We start from the raw sequence: 17,963 nt of genomic DNA, 5'->3' as shown, positions 1-17,963 counted from the left end.
CCTCGTCAGAGGGTGCCCAGCCAGGTGCCCACCGCGTAGGTGACGGCCATGGCCACGGCGCCGCCGGCGACGTTGCGCAGGACCGCGCGGAGCGGAGGGGCTCCGCCCAGGCGGGCGCTCAGCACCCCGCAGAGCGTGAGCGCGGCGAGAACGGCCACCGCCGTCACCGGGACCCGGCCGGACGGGCCGGTCAGGACGATCGCCAGCAGGGGCAGCAGCGCCCCCACCGTGAAGGCGACGAAACTGGCGAAGGCCGCGTGCCACGGGTTGGCCAGCTCGTCGGGGTCGATGCCGAGCTCCACCCGGGCGTGGGCCCGCAGCGCGTCCCGCTCCGTCAGCTGCACGGCGGCCTCCCGGGCCAGCTCCCGGCTCAGCCCGCGCGCGGTGAGCAGGTCGGTGAGCTCCTCGAGCTCCGCCTCCGGCTCCTCGGCCAGCTCCCGGCGCTCCGTCTCCAGCGCGGCCCGTTCGGAGTCCCGCTGCGAGCTGACCGACACGTACTCCCCCGCCGCCATCGACAGCGAGCCCGCCAGCAGCCCGGCGACGCCCGCCGCCAGGATCGCCGCGCGCGAGGTGGTGGCCCCGGCCACGCCGACGACCAGGCCCGCGGTGGAGATGATCCCGTCGTTGGCGCCCAGCACCCCCGCGCGCAGCCAGTTCAGCCGCGTGCCGATCTCCGCACTCGGCGACCCGCCGCTGCCGCCGCCACCGCCGTGCGCCTCGATGTGCGCCCGCGTCGGGGGCTTGCGGGAGGCATCGTCGTCCGTCACGGCACCACTGTCCCGGCACGGCCCGCGCCGGGCCACCCGGCAGGCCGGTCCGGGGTGCGCGCGCCTGGCCCCCGTACCAGGGTGGAGGGGTGAGACGCGGACGCGAGGAGCCGGGCTGGCTGCGCGGGGAGCCACCGCCGCGCTGGGCCCGGTTCGCGCCCGCGGTGGCCCTGGTGGTGCTGGTCCTCGCGCAGGTGCTCACCCCGGGCGACGTGGAACTCGGCTACTTCCTGGCCGGTCTGCCCCCGGTGGCCGCCTTCGCCTACGGCGCGGGCGGGACCGCGTTCTTCGCCGCCCTCGTCCTCGTACTGCTCGGTGTGCCGAGCCTCGGCATCGCCCGCGCCACGGGCTCCGACCTGGCCACCGTGGCCACCGTCGGGCTGCTGAGCGTGGTGATCGCCTGGGTGCGGCGGCGCCGGGACGCGCAGCTGGTCAGCGTACGGACGGTGGCGGAGGCGGCGCAGCTGGCCGTCCTCCCGCCGGTCCCGGAACGGGTGGGTCCGGTGCGCTGCTCCGGCCTCTACCGGGCGGCGCAGCGCGGCACCCTGGTCGGCGGCGACCTGTACGACGTACGGGCCGGGCCGTACGGGGTCCGGGCGCTGGTCGCCGACGTACAGGGCCACGGCCTGGCGGCGGTCGGCACGGTGGTGGCGCTGCTGGGAGCCTTCCGGGAGGGGGTGCTGGACGACACGGAACTGGCGGCGGTCGCGGCCCGGCTGGACCGGCGGCTGGCGTCGGACGCGGCGGCCGCCCCCGACGGGCACCCCGAGCTGTTCGCGACGGCCCTGCTGCTGGAGTTCCCGCCCGGACTGGACCTCGTACGGCTCGTCTCGTGCGGGCATCCGCCCGCCCTGCGCCTGCGCGGGGCGGCGGTCGAGGAGGTGACCGTGGAACCGGGCCCGCCGCTCGGCCTGGGCCTCGCGGGACCGGACCCGCCGCCGGTGACGGAGCTGACGGTGCGCGCCGGGGACCGCTTCCTCCTGCACACCGACGGGGTGACCGAGGCCCGGGACGCGTCGGGGCACTTCTATCCGCTGGCCACGCGGCTGACCGTGGTGACGCGGGACCCGGCGGGCCTGGTCCGGGCCGTCTGGCGGGACCTCGTCGCGTTCACGGACGGCGGACCGCGCGACGACGTGGCCCTGCTGCTGCTGTCACCGGACCGCCCGGATGTGTACCGTGCGTAGCCACCGAACACTCACAGTGACGCCTGGACGGGAGTCATCATGGCCATGCTGCTGATCAGTGGAAAGTTCAAGGTGGAGGGGGGCGCCAAACCGGACGGCGACACCCTCCCGTTCATCCCGGACAACGTGGCCGACTGGAAGCTGGTGCCCGGGGGCCAGATCGTGCCGAAGGCCGACGGCCGCGGGACCGTCCGGCTCGAAGCGGTCGACGCCCTGGAGACCCACTACGGCGAGCGGGACAAGGAGCAGCACCAGCCGCGGGGCCTCGCCCACGCGGCCGCGGACGCGCTGCTGAAGTTCCTCGACTTCAAGACGGTCCTCCGCGACGACGACGAGACCGTCGCCACCTCGCCGGACAGCGTGCCCGGCTGGATCCTCACCCGGGGCGCCGACGCCTACGGCCGCTGCGTGGCCTTCGTCGGCAAGGGGACCGGGCCCGTGTACAGCGGCTACTGGACGGAGGTCGGCGAGAACCTGCTGAAGAGGACCGCCAACCACCACCTGCTCCTGTCCGGGCTGGCCTACCCGACCTTCTACTCGGGCCTGCCCGAGTACCTGCGCGACCTCCTCGCCGAGGCCTCGGAGAAGGCGCGGGCGGAAGGGAAGGGCGTGTGGGCGGTCGACAGGACCGTCTTCGGGGCGACGGTCACCACGATGGACTCGATCACGCACGACAAGACCGGCGCGGTGATCCTGCCGAAGCTCTTCCGCCGGCTGAAGGACTACCTGGACTTCACCGGCAGCCCCGCGTCCATGGCATGCTTCCGCGCCTTCCTGGCCGGGATCGCGGACGATGAGTACCGCCTCCTCCCGGACACCGAGCGGCTCTTCAAGGGCCTGCACCACATCGTCGAGGTCACCGACGGCACCGTGAAGATGACCCGCCCGGCCAGGGAGATCATCTTCAACGAGAAGTGACCACCGGTCACCGACGCCGGCCCGCCGGGGCCTCGCCCCGACGGGCCGCCGCCTGCCCGACCCGGTACGGCCGGCTCACGCCGCCTGGATGAAGGCGCGCACCATCTTGCAGGTGACGTTGGACGGCCGGTGGATCCCCGTCCGGACGGCCATAGTCCGGATCTTCCGGTTGGTGGCGCGCCGGGCGTCGTACGTCCCCGAGTCGAGCAGGGATATCGCCAGGCGCATCGCCTTGAGACGGCGGTTGTGGGTCTCGTACCACTCGCGGGGCAGACCCGCCGGCAGCGGCTTCTTCTTGACGTGCTGAATGGTGGTGGCAGTGGCCATCTACAGCCTCCCAAACGGTAGTTGGCTTCCTGTCGTTCTCCCTCGATTTTACTGGGCACCACTGACAAAAGCCCTGGCCGGACCAGCCCCGGACCGGCCGGGGACGGGCCCCTGGACGCGCCGTCGATAGGCTGGGCGGCATGGAGATCTGGATCAATCCCGCGTGTTCCAAGTGCCGCAGCGCGCTGACCCTGCTGGACGCCGAGGGCGCCGACTACACCGTGCGCCGCTACCTGGAGGACGTGCCCTCCGAGGACGAGATCCGCGAGGTGCTCGGCCGCCTCGGACTGGAGCCGTGGGACATCACGCGCACCTCGAACCCCCTCGCCAAGGAGACCGGCGTACGCGACCTGCCGCGCGAGGAGACCGACGCGGCGCGGGCACGGTGGATCGCGCACCTGGCCGCGCACCCGAAGCTGATCCAGCGCCCGATCATCACCGCCGAGGACGGCACGGCCGTGGTGGCCCGCTCCGAGGAGGCCGTCCGCGAGGCCCTGTCCCGCAAGGGCTAGGTCGTCTCTTTCGGATCTTGCTCCCCCAGCTACCGCTGGGAGGTGCCCCCAGTTAAGCCCGCGTCGTCCGGTGCCGTGCCTCGGCGCGCTGCCGGGGCTCCCGCGCACTGGACGTACTCGGGTGCTCCGGCAGTGCGGCGAGGTGCGGTGCCGGGCGGCGCGGGTCAGGCAAGATCCGGAAGAGGCGGCCTAGCCGGACGCGACGAAGCGGGCGATCTCCTCGGCCGCCGTCAGCGGCAGCGCGTGGTGCGAGACCCCGGGCAGTACGTCGACACGCGCACCCGGCAGCACCCGGCGCGCGGCCCGGGCCGCCCGGTCGGCGTCGTGGCAGCGGGCGCGCCCGGCGAACAGGACGTGGACGGGGACCGGGACGGGGGCGGGGGTGGGGGCCGGGGCCAAGGCCGGAGCCGGGGCCGGCGGTTGCCCGAGCCCTGTCAGGTCCGGGCGCGGCCCGGTGACCGGCCGGACGGTGGGGAAGCGGGCGGTCTCGTCCTGGAGCCGCAGCCAGGCCGGGTCGAGCGCGGCTCCGCCGCTCTCCCAGGCGAGGAAGGAGCGGATCCGCTCCGGGGCGGGCCGCACCAGCATGGGCAGCGCGCGCAGCACGTAGCCGGGGCGGAGCCCGGCGAAGACCTGGGTCGGGTCGAGCAGCACGAGGCGGCCGAGCCGGGCGGGCCGCGAAGCCGCGTAGTGGGAGGCGATCCAGGCTCCGTACGAGTGGCCGCCGAGCGTGACGGGGCCGCGCGGGCCGAGCCCGTCGATCACCGCGTCCAGCCAGCCGACGAGGTCCCCGGCGGTCCGCATGGCCCGCCCGGGCTCGGGGACGCTGAGCCCGGGATCCCCCACCAGGTCCACGGCATGCAGCCGGTGGCTGCGCGCGAGCCCGGCGGCAGCGCAGGCCCCCCACACCGTGGAGGTGGCGCCCCCGCCGGGCAGCAGCACCAGCGGCGGAGCCCCGGCGGGGCCGCAGCTGTTGACGCGGGTGAGGCCGTAGGGGGTGGGCAGGTCGGCCGTGTCGACCGGCCCGGGCCACCGGGCCAGGACCGCGTCGTAGGCGGTACGGAAGTGGGCGGTACGGAAGAGAGGCGTCCGGGACACGGCTGGCTCCAATACCTCGTCGGGCGATAATCTCGCTCAGCGAGAGATGTTAGAGGAGGGTGATGTGAGCGACAAGCAGGAACCCGAGAACCTGCAGTTGGTGCACCTGCTGCGGGCCGTGACCGTCGAGTTCGGGCTGCGCCAGGCGGAGTTCGCCGCCCGCAACGGCATGCACCCCACCGATGTGCGGGCCCTGATCTGCCTGCTGGACGCGGCCCGCGCCGGCGAGGCGGCCACGGCGGGCCTGCTCGGTGCCCGGCTCGGCCTCAACTCGGCGGGCACCACGGCGCTGATCGACCGGCTGGAACGGCTCGGCCACGTGGCGCGGGCCCGCGACGACCGCGACCGGCGCCGGATCCTGCTGCGCGTGGAGCCGGAGGCGATCCGGCTGGGCCGGGAGTTCTTCGGCCCGCTGATCGACGGGGTGCTGCGGGTGCTGGACTCCTTCGACACGGCCGAACGGGACACCATCCGCCGTTTCCTGACGGCCACCCACACCGTTTTCGCACCGGAGGCCGACGCATGACGGCCGCCGACGGCGGCACGGGCGCCGACCTGCATCTCGACCTCCCCGCCGAAGGAGCCCGGCGGACCGCCCTCGCCCAGGCCCTGCGCAACGCCGTCCGCAGCGGGCGACTGGCCGCCGGGACACGGCTACCGCCGTACCGGACGCTGGCCGCCGACCTCGGACTGGCCCGCAGCGCCGTCGCCGACGCCTACGCCGAACTCGTCGCCGAGGGCTGGTTCACCGCCCGGCAGGGTTCCGGCACCCGGGTCGCCGAGGGGGCAGCCGAACGCGCCGCCGGTCGAGTCGGCGAACGCGGCGCGGGACGAGTCGGCGAACGCGGCGCGGGCTCGGGCGTGCCGTCGGCGGCGGGCGCGGGGCCGCGCTACGACCTGCTCCAGGGGAAGCCCGACTCGGCCTCCTTCCCCCGGGGCCCGTGGGCCGCCAGCGCCCGGCGGGCCCTGGCCGAGGCGCCCACCGAGGCCTTCGGCCCCGGCGATCCGCGCGGCCGGCCCGAGCTGCGGCGGGCACTGGCCGCCTATCTCTCCCGGGCGCGGGGCGTCCGTACCGGCCCCGAGAACATCGTGGTCTGCTCCGGCTTCGCCAACGGGCTGCGGCTCCTCGCGTCCGTCCGGCCCCGGGAGTGGGCCGTCGAGGCGTACGGACTCCCGTTCCACCACGGCATCCTGGACGCCGCCGGGATCCGCCCGCACCCCGTCGCGGTCGACGAGGACGGTGCCCGGACGGCCGAGCTCCCCTCCCGGGCCCGTACGCTGCTGCTCACGCCGGCGCACCAGTTCCCGACCGGGGGTCGCCTGCTGCCCGCGCGGCGCGCCGCCGCCGTGGAGTGGGCCCGTACGACCGGTGGCGTGATCGTGGAGGACGACTACGACGGGGAGTTCCGCTACGACCGCAAACCCGTCGGCGCCGTGCAGGGCCTGGCCCCGGAGCACGTGGTGTACGCGGGCTCGCTGAGCAAGAGCCTCTCGCCGGCGCTCCGGCTCGGCTGGCTGGTCCTGCCGGACCGGCTGATCGACGAAGTCCTGGCGGCGAAGGGACAGCGGGAGTCCTGGGCGAGCGCGCTGGACCAGCTGGCGCTGGCCGACTTCATCGGCTGCGGCGCGTACGACCGGCATGTCCGCCGGATGCGCAAGCGCTATCGGGAGCGCCGTGACCAGCTGGTTTCCGTACTGGCCGCACGGGCCCCGGACATCCGGGTGACGGGCATCTCGGCCGGTCTTCACGCGGTACTGGAACTCCCGCCGGGCAGCGAGGCCCCGGCCCTGTCGGCGGCCCGGGCGGCAGGCCTGTCCCTGGACGGCCTGTCCTCCTACCAACACCGAGCGGACCCGACCCCGCCCCGCGAAGGCCTGGTGGTGGGGTACGCGGCACCCCCCAACTCGGCGTTCGCGAGAGCGGTGGAGGTACTGGCGGGGGTGGTGGGTGCTCGGGGGCTTCGGGGGGCCTGATCCCCACACTGCTCATCAGGGAGGGTTTGGGGGTTTCCCGCCAGTCCCACTGTCTCTCCGGGTCGGGCCGCCCTGTCAAGGGCGCTCCTTCGTCGCGTCGCTTCGCGATGGCCTTCGGCCACCCTTGACAGACCGACCCGCCCCGGAAAGACAAGGACTGACGGGAAGCCCCCAAAAGAACGGTCCACTGGTTCACGATCAGGGGCATTGCCCATCAGGGACCGGATCCTTGGTTCCCGGGGCCATGGCCCCCGCCCGGGCCCGTAGAGAGGTCATCCGGGGTCGGCGGGTGCGCGCCAGATCGCTACACGCTCCTCATATCTAAGCGTCCGACGGCCGTCCGGGGCACAACCCGCACCCCAGGCAGCGATGAGAAGCCCCGGGCAGCTCTGGGGCGCATCAGATCGCTACGCGCTCCTCATATCTCGGCGTCCGACGGCCGTCTGGGGCTGGGAAGCACTCATCGGCGGAAGGGAGCGGCTGGTCAGTGCTGACGTTCCCGGTGGAGGTCGCGGAGGAGGGCGATCTCGGCTCCGTGGTGCAGTACCTCCTGGTTGACCCACCATGCGATGTCGATGAAGGGTTCTTCCGCGTCGCTGCCGTGTGGGTAGGTGCAGTACCCCACGGTGTCGAGTGCGGCGTCGTCGACGCTCAGCAGCGCCTTCCGCCAGGCGGCGGCTGCGGTGTCGAATGCGGCGACTGCCTCCTCGACGTCCCCGCTGACGGGGTAGTCGTCCCGGGTCCGCGTGCGGCTGCCGGCCGTGTGGTCGGCGCGCAGGGTCAGCATTTCGCTGAGGTGGCTCAGGCGCCACGCGATGGTGGTGAAGGGCGGCGGCCAGGGGTGGGGGTAAGTCGCCGCGTCGCGGCCCCAGTCGCCGGTGCCGGCGAGGAGCGTGGCACGCGGGCCGGGTCCGTCAGTTCGCCGCCGCACCGACCAGCACCCCGCCACCGGCTCCCAGAGGTACTCCTCGCCGGTCATGCGTCCGACCTTGGTGTCCGTCCCGTCACCGCTGTCCATGACCGGCCCTGACATGCGGTTGGTGAGGCGCTCACGCGCGAAGTCGAACTGCTTCACGAGTGGGACGAGACGAGGCGGGATCACACATCACTCCTGTGACGAACTGCAGGACTCCGGGCTGACCCGCCACCCTCTCAGAGCAGGCCCGACACCGCGTCTCATTTTCCGCGAGCGTCGGTCGCCGTCAGAGGGAAGCGCGTAGCGATCTGATGCGCCCCAGAGCTGCCCGGGGCTTCTCATCGCTGCCTGGGGTGCGGGTTGGGCCCCGGACGGGCGGCGGACGCCGAGATATGAGGAGCGCGTAGCGATTTGGTGCGCCCACCGACCCTGGACCACTTCCCATACGGGCCCGGGCGGGGGCATGGCTGCGGGAACCAAGGATCCGGTCCCTGATGCCCAATGACTGTCCTTGGAACCAGTGGACCGTTCTTTTGGGGGCTTCCCGCCGGTCCTTGTCTTTCCGGGGCGGGTCGGTCTGTCAAGGGTGGCCGAAGGCCATCGCGAAGCGACGCGACGACGAAGGAGGAGCGCCCTTGACAGGGCGGCCCGACCCGGAGAGACAGTGGGACTGGCGGGAAACCCCCAAACCCTCCTTGATCAGCAGCAACCGGAATCAGGCCCCCGAAGCCCCCGACCGACCGACCCGGCGCCCAGCCTCCCGCATCAAGTAGGGGCGAGAACAACTCAAGCCGGCAGCTGCGCCTCCGCCTCCGCCAGGATCTCCGTCACCCGGGCGCCGAACTCCGCGCCCTGCGGGTCCGGCACCCCCGTCCGAGCCGCAGTGAGCAGCGCGTCCAGGGCGCGCCCGTAGGCGCCGGGTACGTCGCTCCAGCCGGGCAGCGTGTGGATGCCCTCGGTCCCGCGCAGCTCCAGCCCCACCCCGGCGGCCGCCTTCGGCGCGCCCAGGCTGAGCACGGCGGTGCTGGACGCGCCGGAGGTGTGCCGCAGGGACAGCTGGACCACGTCGGAGGGGCCGCGGGTGGCGCTGACCGAGGTGACGTCGCCGAGGATCGGGACCAGTACGGAGAGCGCGTGCGGGCCGACGTCCCACAGCCCGCCCTTGGCCTTGCGCCAGGGCGAGGCGGCGTACGCGCTGGGCGTGCCGTCGGGCGGGAAGACGGCGCCGAGCCAGTGCGCGGCGGCGGTGAACCAGCCGGTGCGGGCGGCTTGTTCCGCGACCCAGCCCGCGGTGGGCTCGGCGAAGCGGAGGGTGAAGAAGACGACGGAGGCGACCTGGTGCCGCGCAGCGGCGTCGGCGACGGCCCGGGCGTCCTCGACAGTCGTCGCGACGGGTTTGTCGAGCAGCAGGTGACAGCCGGCGGCGGCCGCGCGCACGGCGAGCGGGGCCTGGACGTCCGGCGGCAGGGCGAAGGCCACGGCGTCGCAGTCGGCGAACAGCTCGTCCGGGTCTTCGTACACCTTCACCCCGTACGCCTGCGCCAGCTCGGCGGCGGCCTCGGGGCGGCGGCCCCACACTCCGGCGAACTCGGAGCCGGCGTGCGCGGCGAGCGCGGGGGCGTGCGTACGGTGTGCCCAGGGGCCGGTGCCCAGCAGTCCGACCCGGGGTCGGGGACCTGCGGCGGCACTCTCGGGGGCCCGCGCGGCCGGGTTCTCGGCAGGGTCTCCGGCGGATGTCACATCAGACAAAATGCTCACCCGCCCAGTCTGCCCCACTCGGACAGGTGTACCTCCCGCAACCCGCGACCCACCCGCACAACCCACTCGACCTGCGGTGCAAACCTCGGTAACACGGGGTTCACACATGGGCAACGGAAGGGAAATCGCGCGCGGGCACGCTGCGGTCATCACCGCAGCGATGAAGCAGCGACCAGCAGCACCCGCAGAGTCTGAGGATGGGGCCCGTGAGCTACAAGGCTGAGTACATCTGGATCGACGGCACCGAGCCGACGGCGAAGCTTCGCTCCAAGACGAAGATCCTGGCCGACGGCGACGCGCTGCCGATCTGGGGCTTCGACGGATCGAGCACGAACCAGGCCGAGGGCCACGCATCCGACCGCGTCCTGCAGCCGGTCTTCTCCTGCCCGGACCCGATTCGCGGCGGGGACAACGTCCTCGTGCTGTGCGAGGTCCTGAACATCGACATGACCCCGCACGAGTCGAACACCCGCGCGCTGCTGCGTCCGATCGCCGAGAAGTTCGCGGGGCAGGAGCCGATCTTCGGCATCGAGCAGGAGTACACCTTCTTCGACGGCATCCGCCCGCTCGGCTTCCCGGTCAACGGCTTCCCGGCCGCGCAGGGCGGCTACTACTGCGGTGTCGGCTCGGACGAGATCTTCGGCCGCGAGATCGTCGAGAAGCACCTGGACCACTGCCTGGCGGCGGGCCTGAGCATCTCCGGCATCAACGCCGAGGTCATGCCCGGCCAGTGGGAGTTCCAGGTCGGCCCCGTGGGCCCGCTGGAGGTCTCCGACCAGCTGTGGATCGCGCGCTGGCTGCTCTACCGCACCGCCGAGGACTTCAACGTCTCCGCGACGCTGAACCCGAAGCCGGTCAAGGGCGACTGGAACGGCGCGGGCGCGCACACCAACTTCTCCACGAAGGCGATGCGCGAGGGCTACCCGGCGATCATCTCCGCGTGCGAGGCACTGGGCGAGGGCAGCAAGCCGCTCGACCACGTGAAGAACTACGGCGCGGGCATCGACGAGCGCCTGACGGGTCTGCACGAGACCGCCCCGTGGAACGAGTTCAGCTACGGCGTCTCGGACCGCGGCGCCTCGGTCCGCATCCCGTGGCAGGTGGAGAAGGACGGCAAGGGCTACATCGAGGACCGCCGCCCGAACGCCAACGTGGACCCGTACGTGGTGACCCGTCTGATCACGGACACCTGCTGCACGGGCCTGGAGAAGGACGGCCTGGTCTAGGCGCACGCCTGACCACCACGCTTCGCCGCGCCTCAACTCCCGCACCTGCCGACGCCCGCCATGCCGCCCCAGGCCTGGCGGGCGTCGTTGTCAGTGCCTTGTGGCACGGTGTGGACATGTTGGCGATCAGGATCCAGACGGAGCGCGGCGAGTCCTACGAGCGGCCCGCGCTCGCCGTGTTGTCCGAACTCGTGGAGCGCATCGGCGCGGACGGGGACCGCTTCGTCATCGTCGAGCGGGTCATCGACGAACCGGACCTCTACATACAGGTCTGGCACGACGAGGGCGAGGACTACGAGTTGGAGCACCGGGACGGGTCCGCGGAGCGGCACTTCCAGGCGTATGTGCCCACGGCCGCCGGGGTCGTGGAGGTGATGGCCCGCTGGGCCCGCCAGGAGAAGGGCTGGGACCTCGGACCGGACTGGGCGCGGCTGCACCTCGACTGAAGAACCGCGTTATGTCCCGCATTGAGGGGGGTCACTGGAGGGAATATGGGATTCCGCTCCACTACGTGAGACGCACCCTGCCCCCGGGCCGACGCGTCTGCTTGAATGGGGCCATGGCCAGCCACTCGTACACCTCGTCAGGTCGCAGCGACCTCGAGCCGTTCTGGCCCTCCCGTCAGGACCATGATTTCGACCGGGTGTGTTGCCGCGCGAAGAACGCGCCGGCCCTCTAAAGCCTCCGGGACCTCCCACCAGAGCTGCCCCAGGCCTTCGGTCTGCGCGGAACGACATCGATGACGTACGTACGCACGTCTCCTGCCGACTCCTCCGCGTGAAAGAGCTGACCACTCATGGCGAACACCCGCTCCCTGACCTCCGCTGCGACCGCCACCCACCTCACCTTCCCGCCCAGTCCGCGCCACCGGCTGCGATCCGTGGACCGGGACGAGGTGGCCCGGGTGGCGGACCTGCTCCCGCCCGGTGCCACCTGGCTGCCCGCGCCGCAGCACACGCTCCCGACGCTGCCCGGCCAGCCGCCGATGGTCGGCTACCTGATCCTGGTGCCGGCCGACCAGCAGCAGCCGATCGCCTTCGCCCCGCAGGCCGTGGCCGCCGCCCGGGCGACACCCGTACCGCAGGCACCGCCGGCACCGTCCGCCCCGGAGGGCGACGCCCTGGTGCGCATCGACCCGGCGCAGCGCACCGCCGAGGTCGACGGGCGGGTACTCGATCTGACCTACCTGGAGTTCGAGCTCCTGGCCCACCTGGTGAAGCACCCGCACCGGGTGCACAGCCGGGACCAGCTGGTGACCACGGTCTGGGGCTACGGCCATGTCGGCGACGGCCGGACCGTGGACGTCCACATCGCCCGCCTGCGCCGCAAGCTGGGCGCCGCGCACCGCGGTGCCATCCAGACGGTGCGCCGGGTGGGTTACAAGTACGCGCCCTGAACGTGCGCGCCGGGCCCGTACTCCCGAGCGGAGTACGGGCCCAGCGGCGTACTACGGCTTACTACGGCGTACTACGACGCGCTACGCGGCCTTGGCGCGGCGCGCGGCGACGAAGCCGAGCAGCAGGTCGAACGCCAGGAACACGAGCAGGCTGATCCCGAGCATCGGGACGAACCAGCCGACCGCGGCGGTCCCCGCGGCCAGCGGCAGCACCACGGTCACCGGCAGCTTCCGCCAGGCACCGCGCGGCTGGGCGCGGCCGACGGACAGCTTGCGGTCCTTGGTCGGGCGGCGCAGCCACCACATCCGGTAGCCCCAGAAGACGAGGAACATCAGCCCGACGGCGAGTGCGGCCAGCGCGATCTGGTTGGCGAGCCCGAAGGTCAGGCCCATGTGCAGGTCGATGCCGAAGCGGGTCATCTGGGCGAGCACGGGGTAGTCGGCGAAGCGCAGTTCGTCCATGACCCGGCCGTCGGCGGGGTCGACGGCGACGGAGTCCAGGTGTACCGGCACCTGCTTGTCCTGCTCCTTGACGACGTACCCCTTGCCCTTGGCAGGCAGGGTCACGCGGAGGCTCTCGGTGACCCCGGCGGCCCGGGCGGCCTCCACGGCCTTGTCGATGCCGACGTCGGCGGTGGGCGCGGGCGGGGTCATCTCGGTGCCCTCGGGCATGGTGTGGCCCGCGTGTTCGTCGGAGCCGCCCGCTTCGGCGCCCGGGTTGAGCTGGGCGGAGACGGCCGGGGTGGCCCCGCCGAGGCTGTCCTGGAGCTGCCCGATGTTCTCGCCGGCGTACTTCGACCAGGTCAGGCCGGTGGCGGAGAGCACGACGAGTCCGGCGACCGACCAGAGCCCGACGACGCCGTGCCAGGACAGGGTCCGGCGCCGGCCGGTGGCCTCGCGGTCCGGGAGGACGAGTTCGGCCCTGCGCTTGCGGCGGCGGCCGATCCACAGGGCGAGTCCGCCGAGGGCGACCACCCACAGCCAGCTCGCGGCGAGCTCGCTGTAGTTCCGGCCGAACTCCCCGAGCTGGAGGCTGGAGTGGAACTCGCTCAGCCAGGTCCGCAGCGGCAGCGCGTCGCCGGAGGTGGCGAGCTGTCCGCGCACCTCGGCCGTATACGGGTCGACGAACACGGTGAGGGTCTCGCCCTCGGGGAGCCCCTCGCTCTCCATGATCACCCGGGTGGTCGCCCCGGCCTCGGACGCGGGCCACACGGAGACGATCTCGCCCTGGGGGGCCGCGCCCTTGGCCGCCTCGACCTGGGCGCTGAGCGGCAGGGCGCTCTCGCCGACGCGGGAGACGGTCAGCTCGTCGGCGTAGACGATCTCCTCGGCCTGCCACGAGGCGGCGTAGAGCAGCCCGGTGGCGGCGGCGAGGAACAGCAGCGGGGCGATGAGCAGGCCCGCGTAGAAGTGCAGGCGCAGGAGCAGCGGCCGCAGGGCGGCCCAGCCGCCGGTGCGGCGCTTGGCGGGGTCGGCGGGGTCGGCAGGGTCGGCAGGGTCGGCAGGGGGGTCGGATATGCCGGCCGGGTCGGTGGATGCAGCGTCCGGGGTCCGGACGTCCTGGACATCGTCAAGGGACATGGCGGTCCTAAGGGTTGGCGAAGACATGGGGAGTCGGCCCCGGGTCTCGCCCCCTCGCTCAGGCGTGGGCGGGCCGGCCGGGGGCCGTGGTGCGGAAGGCTCGGTCCGCGGGCGGGCCGCGCCGCACCACGGCATGGGCGTGCACGGCTCCGCGCAGGCAGCGCGGCCGCTCGCACGAGCGGCGGGGTGCGGGCGGGACCGGTACGGCGGCCACGCTCGCCCCGGCCAGGGCGAGCGCGCGGGACAGCGGCCGGGCCGCGTGCAGTGCGGCGGCGCCCAGGGTCCGGGCCAGCCGGAAGACGGCGGCCTCGCCCCACGCCAGCCAGCCGGCGCAGCACAGTCCTGCCAGCACGTGCGCGGCGATCATCCCGGCCCCGCCGTGCCCGGCCATGTCGGCCGTACCGGCCGCGTTCGCCATGTCAGCCATGTCCGCCATGCCGCCGGAGGTTCCGGCGGCCGTCGGGCCCATGTCCATGCCGGGCATGTGGTGGTGCACCGCCCCGGGCTCGGGCTTCGCCGCCCGGCTCCCGGAGAAGAGGAGGTGCAGCACCCCCTGGACGGCGAGCACCGAGGCGGCGATCCCCGCCGGTCCCCGCCGTCGGCCGGCGGCTGCCCAGGCCAGTCCGCCGGTCACCGCGAAAGCTCCCAGAAGCCCTGTAAGGGGAAGGTCACTGCCGGACATGTACGAATGCCCCACCGCACCCAAAGAGGTACACACCGCCGCGAACATCGCGGCTCGCGTGGCGCGCATCGGCGCGGGGTGCTGGGACATCGCCGGAACATGCTCGCACGGGGCCCGGTGGTGTCCGCCAGAGGGCCGTATCCGATCATGAGCGGGTGAAGCCAATGCCACTGGGAGCCGTTTACGCGGGCGGGGTCCAGCTCGGGGCGTACGCGCTGGAGCGGATGGGCCTGGAGGAGCGGGAGCGACTGCTCCGGGAGTGCTCGACGAATGTCGACAATCTCGCCGCCGGGCGCTGGGAAACGCTGCTGACCAGCGCTCTCGTCGTCGAGGAGCCCATGCCCCTGCCCTACGCGCTGCTGCTCGTCGCCGTCCTCGGATACGCCGAGTACGCCTACGGCGCCTGGTGGACGGCCGCGGTGTTCCTGTTCGGGCACGCCTCGGCGACCCTCCTCGTATACGGCGCCCTGCGCAGGACAACCGATCCGTGCACGCGACGCGCCCTGGACGTGGGGACGAGCTACGGGTTCAACGCCGTACTCGGCGCGCTGACCTCGGCCCTGCCGCGCGGGGTGGTCCGCACGACCGCCCGGGTCGGGCTGCTGGCGCTCGCCGCGGCGCCGGTCGTCAAACGGGGGCGGACCTTCACGGACGCCGGACACCTGGCGGCGCTCGGGATCGGCGTCGGGGTCTCGCTGGCCCTCGATTGTCTTTCCGGGGCGAAACATCTGAAAATTGCATGAACTGCACGAACCACCTGGAGCCACCACGATGACCGCCACCCCCGCCGCCACCGTCGCCAACCTCCGCGACCTCGGCGGCACCCCGCTCTCCGGCGGCCGCACCGTCCGTCCCGGCCTGGTGCTGCGCTCCGGCCAGCTCGACCGGCTGGACCTCGACGCCGACCCGGCGGTGGCCGCACTGGGGCTGCGGACCGTCATCGACTTCCGCACCGACGCCGAGCGCGTCGACCACCCCGACCGGGTGCCGGCCGGAGCCCGGCTCCTGGTCGCCGACGTGCTCGCGGACAAGGTGTACGCGGGCTCGGGCCGGATGCCCGCCGCCGCCCAGCTCAAGGACCTGCTGTCCGACCCGGTCGTCGCCGAGGAGTACCTGGGCGGCGGAAAGGCGCGGGCCCTGTTCGGCGACGTGTACCGCTCCTTCGTGCACTCCGCCTCCGCCCAGGCCGCGTACAGGCTGCTGCTCACCGAGGCCGCCGACCCCGCGGCCGGCCCGCTGCTCTTCCACTGCACGGCAGGCAAGGACCGCACCGGATGGGGCGCCACGGTCATCCTGTCGCTGCTCGGCGCGGACGACGAGACGCTGATGGCCGAGTACCTGTCGGTGAACCCGGCGGTCAAGCAGGCCTTCGCCCCGATGATCGAGGGCTTCACGGCGGCCGGCGGCGACCCGGACATCGCGCTCGCGCTGATCGGCGTCTTCCCCTCCTACCTGGAGGCCGCGCTGACCGAGGTCGAGACGCGCTACGGCTCGATGGAGAAGTACGTGCGCGAGGGGCTCGGCGTCTCCGACGAGACGGTCGAGGCGCTGCGCGCCCGCCTGGTCTAGCGCTGGAGCGCGCACCGGAGAGGGGCACGTGCACGGGGCACCGGTGACCATCCGACGATTCGCTCGTTCTGCTGAACGTGACTGCGCCGGATACCGCCACCCTCGTCCCGTCTCCCGATGTCGAGCAGGCCGAGGCCGCCATCGTCGAGCACTACCCGCGGCTGGTGCGGCTCGCCTATCTGGTGCTGCCGCCCGCCCTCGGCCGCAACCGCCGGGTGCTCACCGCCCACTCGCTGGTCCAGCGGTCGCTGCCGCGCGGGCGCCGGGACGGAGCGGCCGCCGTGCGCGGCGGGGTCCCGGGCCAGCGCGGCGGCGAGGGTGAGGCCGGGTACGCGTACGTGCGGCTGCGCGTGCTGCGCGCCGCCCTGGAGGCCGGGGTTCCGCTGACCTTCCGGGCGCTGCCCCGCCGTGCGCAGCTCCCGCCGGCGCTGCCGCAGGTGTGGGGGCTGCGGCTGTTCCCCCGTTCCGGCGGTGCCGAGGAGCTGGCCCTCGACCAGTGGCTGGCCACCCTCGACGGACCCGGCCGGGCCGCGTGCGTGCTGCGGGCGCTGGAGCGGCTGCCCGAGCCGGAGGTGCTCCGGGTGCTGGACCAGGCCGGGGTCGCGGACCCGGCCGCCGCGGTGGCGGAGTCCGGCGATCCGGCGAACGACGCCCTGTTCGCCTCCCCGGAGTTCGACCCGTGCGTGCTCCAGGCCCGGCCCACCGACCTGCTGCGGCGGCGCCGGCTCGCGCGTGCCGCGCTGGCCGCCGGGGCCGCCCTCGCCGTGTGCGGGGCGCTGCTCGCGCTGCCGGGCGGGGGCTGGGGCTCGGACGGGGCCGCCGCCCCCTTGTACGCGCGCAACGCCGCGGCCGAGCAGGCGCTGGATCCCGGCAAGCTGCTGCGGGCCGCGCCCGCCCTCTGGCGCACGTCCTCCCGTACGGACTTCTCCGCCTGGCCCGCCCGCGGCGACCGCGCCGACGACGCCGAGCTGCTGCGCCGGGCGCTGGCCGTGTGGGCCCGCCCCGGCTCCTCCGTGGTCGTCTCGGCCACGCCGGGAACTCCGGCCGGGCCGCCGATGGGTCCGGCGCAGCTGCTGTTCGCGGGCGCGGTCGACCAGGCCGTCGTGGTCCTGCTGTACGACGGGCTGCGCGTGGTCCGGTACGCCGAGCCGCTCACCGGGGCCGCCGGCGCGGCCCTGGACTTCGCCCGGACCGACGGCGCCTCGGCGGACACCGCGACCGCCCTCGTGCTCAGCAGGGTGGACGGCAACGTCCGCTACCTGACCGCCCCTTGGGTGACCGGTGCGGCCCGGCGGGACCTGCTCAAGCCCGGCGAGGCCGCGGTGGCGCTGAAGCCGACTGCGGACGGGGTGACCCCGCCGGTGCCGAGTCCCGCTCCGGCGGGCAGTTGCACCAGCTGGAACGCGCTTGCCCTGACCGGCGACGGCGCCACCCGGCTGATCACCGACCTGGGCGAGCTGACCCCGGCCCGGCTCACTTCGGGCGCGCCGGGTGCCGAACGCGATGTGACGGAGGGCGCGGAGCTGGGCGACTGGTCGCGGATCGCCTGCCTGCTGCCGTCGGTGCGCTCGCACGGGGTCCGTACGGTCAACGCCTGGACGTACGCCAAGCAGCCGCTGCCGGAGGGCGACGGGGCGGCGACCTGGCTGTGCACGCGGGCCGAGACCTGGCAGGGCTCGGCGGACCGGGTGCAGGCGCAGTTCCTGGCGCCGGGAGCGCCGCTCGCCGCGCAGGCCGCCCGGTCGGAGGGTTCGCCGGCGTGCGGGCCGCGGGAGCCGCGGGTGCTGGCGGGCGTGCTGTGGAAGTCGCGTGCGGGCCAGTGGTACGTGCTGGCGGCGGGCAGTGCGCAGTTCGCCTCGCTGTCGGTGTCGGGCGGCGGGGTGAGCGGTTCGGCGAACGGCAACCGGCTGGCGGTCAAGGCACCGGCCGGTGCGCAGGTCGATCTGTCGGGCAAGCTGACGGACGGCACGAAGGCCGGGTCGCTGCGCTAGTCGCCGTGGCCGGGAGGGTGGTGGCCGTGGCCGGGAAGGCTGGCCGGGTCACGGCACGGGAGAA

18 protein-coding genes are annotated in these 17,963 nt (G+C 73.7%); 11 read left to right on the top strand and 7 right to left on the bottom strand.

The features are described from left to right. Positions 1–5 precede the first annotated feature (5 nt). On the bottom strand, positions 6–767 hold the full coding sequence (locus ACIPUC_RS08005) for a VIT1/CCC1 transporter family protein (protein WP_446587468.1): 762 nt from the start codon (positions 765–767) through the stop codon (positions 6–8). An 89-nt stretch (positions 768–856) separates the two neighbouring features. Between ACIPUC_RS08005 and ACIPUC_RS08000 the strand changes: the two genes are divergently transcribed. Both ACIPUC_RS08000 and ACIPUC_RS07995 read left to right on the top strand, forming a co-directional pair. Then, complete coding sequence (locus ACIPUC_RS08000; protein ID WP_446587466.1) at positions 857–1,954, top strand: PP2C family protein-serine/threonine phosphatase; 1,098 nt, start codon at positions 857–859, stop codon at positions 1,952–1,954. A gap of 39 nt (positions 1,955–1,993) precedes the next feature. After that, positions 1,994–2,872, top strand: a complete 879-nt coding sequence (locus tag ACIPUC_RS07995; protein ID WP_446587464.1) for a thermonuclease family protein — start codon at positions 1,994–1,996, stop codon at positions 2,870–2,872. Between the two features lie 75 nt (positions 2,873–2,947). Here the strand turns inward: ACIPUC_RS07995 and ACIPUC_RS07990 are convergent, their stop codons facing one another. Next, a complete protein-coding gene (locus tag ACIPUC_RS07990; RefSeq protein ID WP_446587462.1) occupies positions 2,948–3,199 on the bottom strand; it encodes a hypothetical protein in 252 nt (83 codons plus the stop codon). Between the two features lie 140 nt (positions 3,200–3,339). Here ACIPUC_RS07990 and ACIPUC_RS07985 point away from each other — a divergent pair, with 140 nt between their 5' ends. Continuing rightward, entirely contained in the window at positions 3,340–3,711 is a 372-nt protein-coding gene (locus tag ACIPUC_RS07985; RefSeq protein ID WP_446587460.1) for an ArsC/Spx/MgsR family protein, read from the top strand. Positions 3,712–3,900: 189 nt separating this feature from the next. On the opposite strand, the gene ACIPUC_RS07980 is transcribed toward ACIPUC_RS07985, so the two are convergent. After that, the gene (locus tag ACIPUC_RS07980; RefSeq protein ID WP_446587458.1) at positions 3,901–4,806 is read right to left on the bottom strand and encodes an alpha/beta fold hydrolase; all 906 of its coding nucleotides are present in this window, start codon (positions 4,804–4,806) and stop codon (positions 3,901–3,903) included. Between the two features lie 46 nt (positions 4,807–4,852). On the opposite strand from ACIPUC_RS07980, the gene ACIPUC_RS07975 reads away from it, so the two are divergent. Beyond that, on the top strand, positions 4,853–5,332 hold the full coding sequence (locus ACIPUC_RS07975) for a MarR family transcriptional regulator (RefSeq protein WP_446587456.1): 480 nt from the start codon (positions 4,853–4,855) through the stop codon (positions 5,330–5,332). After that, complete coding sequence (gene pdxR / locus ACIPUC_RS07970) at positions 5,329–6,780, top strand: MocR-like pyridoxine biosynthesis transcription factor PdxR (RefSeq protein ID WP_446587454.1); 1,452 nt, start codon at positions 5,329–5,331, stop codon at positions 6,778–6,780. Before ACIPUC_RS07975 ends, pdxR begins: the two co-directional genes overlap by 4 nt. Positions 6,781–7,264: 484 nt before the next feature. Here the strand turns inward: pdxR and ACIPUC_RS07965 are convergent, their stop codons facing one another. Both ACIPUC_RS07965 and ACIPUC_RS07960 read right to left on the bottom strand, forming a co-directional pair. Further along, on the bottom strand, positions 7,265–7,882 hold the full coding sequence (locus tag ACIPUC_RS07965; protein WP_446587452.1) for a DinB family protein: 618 nt from the start codon (positions 7,880–7,882) through the stop codon (positions 7,265–7,267). Between the two features lie 600 nt (positions 7,883–8,482). Continuing rightward, on the bottom strand, positions 8,483–9,436 hold the full coding sequence (locus tag ACIPUC_RS07960) for a Gfo/Idh/MocA family protein (RefSeq protein ID WP_446587450.1): 954 nt from the start codon (positions 9,434–9,436) through the stop codon (positions 8,483–8,485). A 224-nt stretch (positions 9,437–9,660) separates the two neighbouring features. Here ACIPUC_RS07960 and glnII point away from each other — a divergent pair, with 224 nt between their 5' ends. The 3 genes from glnII to ACIPUC_RS07945 all read left to right on the top strand — a co-directional run bounded on the left by glnII (position 9,661) and on the right by ACIPUC_RS07945 (position 12,076). Beyond that, complete coding sequence (gene glnII, locus ACIPUC_RS07955) at positions 9,661–10,680, top strand: glutamine synthetase (RefSeq protein ID WP_446587448.1); 1,020 nt, start codon at positions 9,661–9,663, stop codon at positions 10,678–10,680. Positions 10,681–10,796: 116 nt separating this feature from the next. After that, a complete protein-coding gene (locus ACIPUC_RS07950; RefSeq protein ID WP_446587446.1) occupies positions 10,797–11,126 on the top strand; it encodes a hypothetical protein in 330 nt (109 codons plus the stop codon). Positions 11,127–11,476: 350 nt separating this feature from the next. Further along, positions 11,477–12,076: a winged helix-turn-helix domain-containing protein gene (locus tag ACIPUC_RS07945; RefSeq protein ID WP_446587444.1), complete on the top strand. Its 600-nt coding sequence runs from the start codon at positions 11,477–11,479 to the stop codon at positions 12,074–12,076. An 81-nt stretch (positions 12,077–12,157) separates the two neighbouring features. On the opposite strand, the gene ACIPUC_RS07940 is transcribed toward ACIPUC_RS07945, so the two are convergent. Both ACIPUC_RS07940 and ACIPUC_RS07935 read right to left on the bottom strand, forming a co-directional pair. Next, complete coding sequence (locus tag ACIPUC_RS07940) at positions 12,158–13,657, bottom strand: PepSY-associated TM helix domain-containing protein (protein WP_446587442.1); 1,500 nt, start codon at positions 13,655–13,657, stop codon at positions 12,158–12,160. A 58-nt stretch (positions 13,658–13,715) separates the two neighbouring features. Then, the gene (locus ACIPUC_RS07935; RefSeq protein WP_446587441.1) at positions 13,716–14,291 is read right to left on the bottom strand and encodes a hypothetical protein; all 576 of its coding nucleotides are present in this window, start codon (positions 14,289–14,291) and stop codon (positions 13,716–13,718) included. 212 nt (positions 14,292–14,503) lie between these two features. Between ACIPUC_RS07935 and ACIPUC_RS07930 the strand changes: the two genes are divergently transcribed. From ACIPUC_RS07930 to ACIPUC_RS07920, 3 genes are all read left to right on the top strand, one after another. Beyond that, the gene (locus tag ACIPUC_RS07930) at positions 14,504–15,082 is read left to right on the top strand and encodes a rhomboid-like protein (protein ID WP_446587676.1); all 579 of its coding nucleotides are present in this window, start codon (positions 14,504–14,506) and stop codon (positions 15,080–15,082) included. A 28-nt stretch (positions 15,083–15,110) separates the two neighbouring features. Continuing rightward, on the top strand, positions 15,111–15,908 hold the full coding sequence (locus ACIPUC_RS07925; protein ID WP_446587439.1) for a tyrosine-protein phosphatase: 798 nt from the start codon (positions 15,111–15,113) through the stop codon (positions 15,906–15,908). A 68-nt stretch (positions 15,909–15,976) separates the two neighbouring features. Further along, complete coding sequence (locus ACIPUC_RS07920; protein ID WP_446587674.1) at positions 15,977–17,899, top strand: hypothetical protein; 1,923 nt, start codon at positions 15,977–15,979, stop codon at positions 17,897–17,899. Positions 17,900–17,963: the final 64 nt, after the last annotated feature.

The sequence above is a fragment of the Streptomyces sp. LARHCF249 genome (genome assembly GCF_052871255.1).
The sequence above is the reverse complement of the archived record's forward strand: the minus strand, read 5'-3'. Positions and strand labels throughout refer to the sequence as shown.

Excerpts from the sequence above, each read along its gene's own strand:
- ACIPUC_RS07995 (WP_446587464.1), top strand. The coding sequence starts at position 1,994 with ATGGCCATGCTGCTGATCAGTGGAAAGTTCAAGGTGGAGGGGGGCGCC.
- ACIPUC_RS07990 (WP_446587462.1), bottom strand. The coding sequence starts at position 3,199 with ATGGCCACTGCCACCACCATTCAGCACGTCAAGAAGAAGCCGCTGCCG.
- ACIPUC_RS07985 (WP_446587460.1), top strand. The coding sequence starts at position 3,340 with ATGGAGATCTGGATCAATCCCGCGTGTTCCAAGTGCCGCAGCGCGCTG.
- ACIPUC_RS07975 (WP_446587456.1), top strand. The coding sequence starts at position 4,853 with ATGTTAGAGGAGGGTGATGTGAGCGACAAGCAGGAACCCGAGAACCTG.
- pdxR (WP_446587454.1), top strand. The coding sequence starts at position 5,329 with ATGACGGCCGCCGACGGCGGCACGGGCGCCGACCTGCATCTCGACCTC.
- ACIPUC_RS07950 (WP_446587446.1), top strand. The coding sequence starts at position 10,797 with ATGTTGGCGATCAGGATCCAGACGGAGCGCGGCGAGTCCTACGAGCGG.
- ACIPUC_RS07945 (WP_446587444.1), top strand. The coding sequence starts at position 11,477 with ATGGCGAACACCCGCTCCCTGACCTCCGCTGCGACCGCCACCCACCTC.
- ACIPUC_RS07940 (WP_446587442.1), bottom strand. The coding sequence starts at position 13,657 with ATGTCCCTTGACGATGTCCAGGACGTCCGGACCCCGGACGCTGCATCC.
- ACIPUC_RS07930 (WP_446587676.1), top strand. The coding sequence starts at position 14,504 with ATGCCACTGGGAGCCGTTTACGCGGGCGGGGTCCAGCTCGGGGCGTAC.
- ACIPUC_RS07925 (WP_446587439.1), top strand. The coding sequence starts at position 15,111 with ATGACCGCCACCCCCGCCGCCACCGTCGCCAACCTCCGCGACCTCGGC.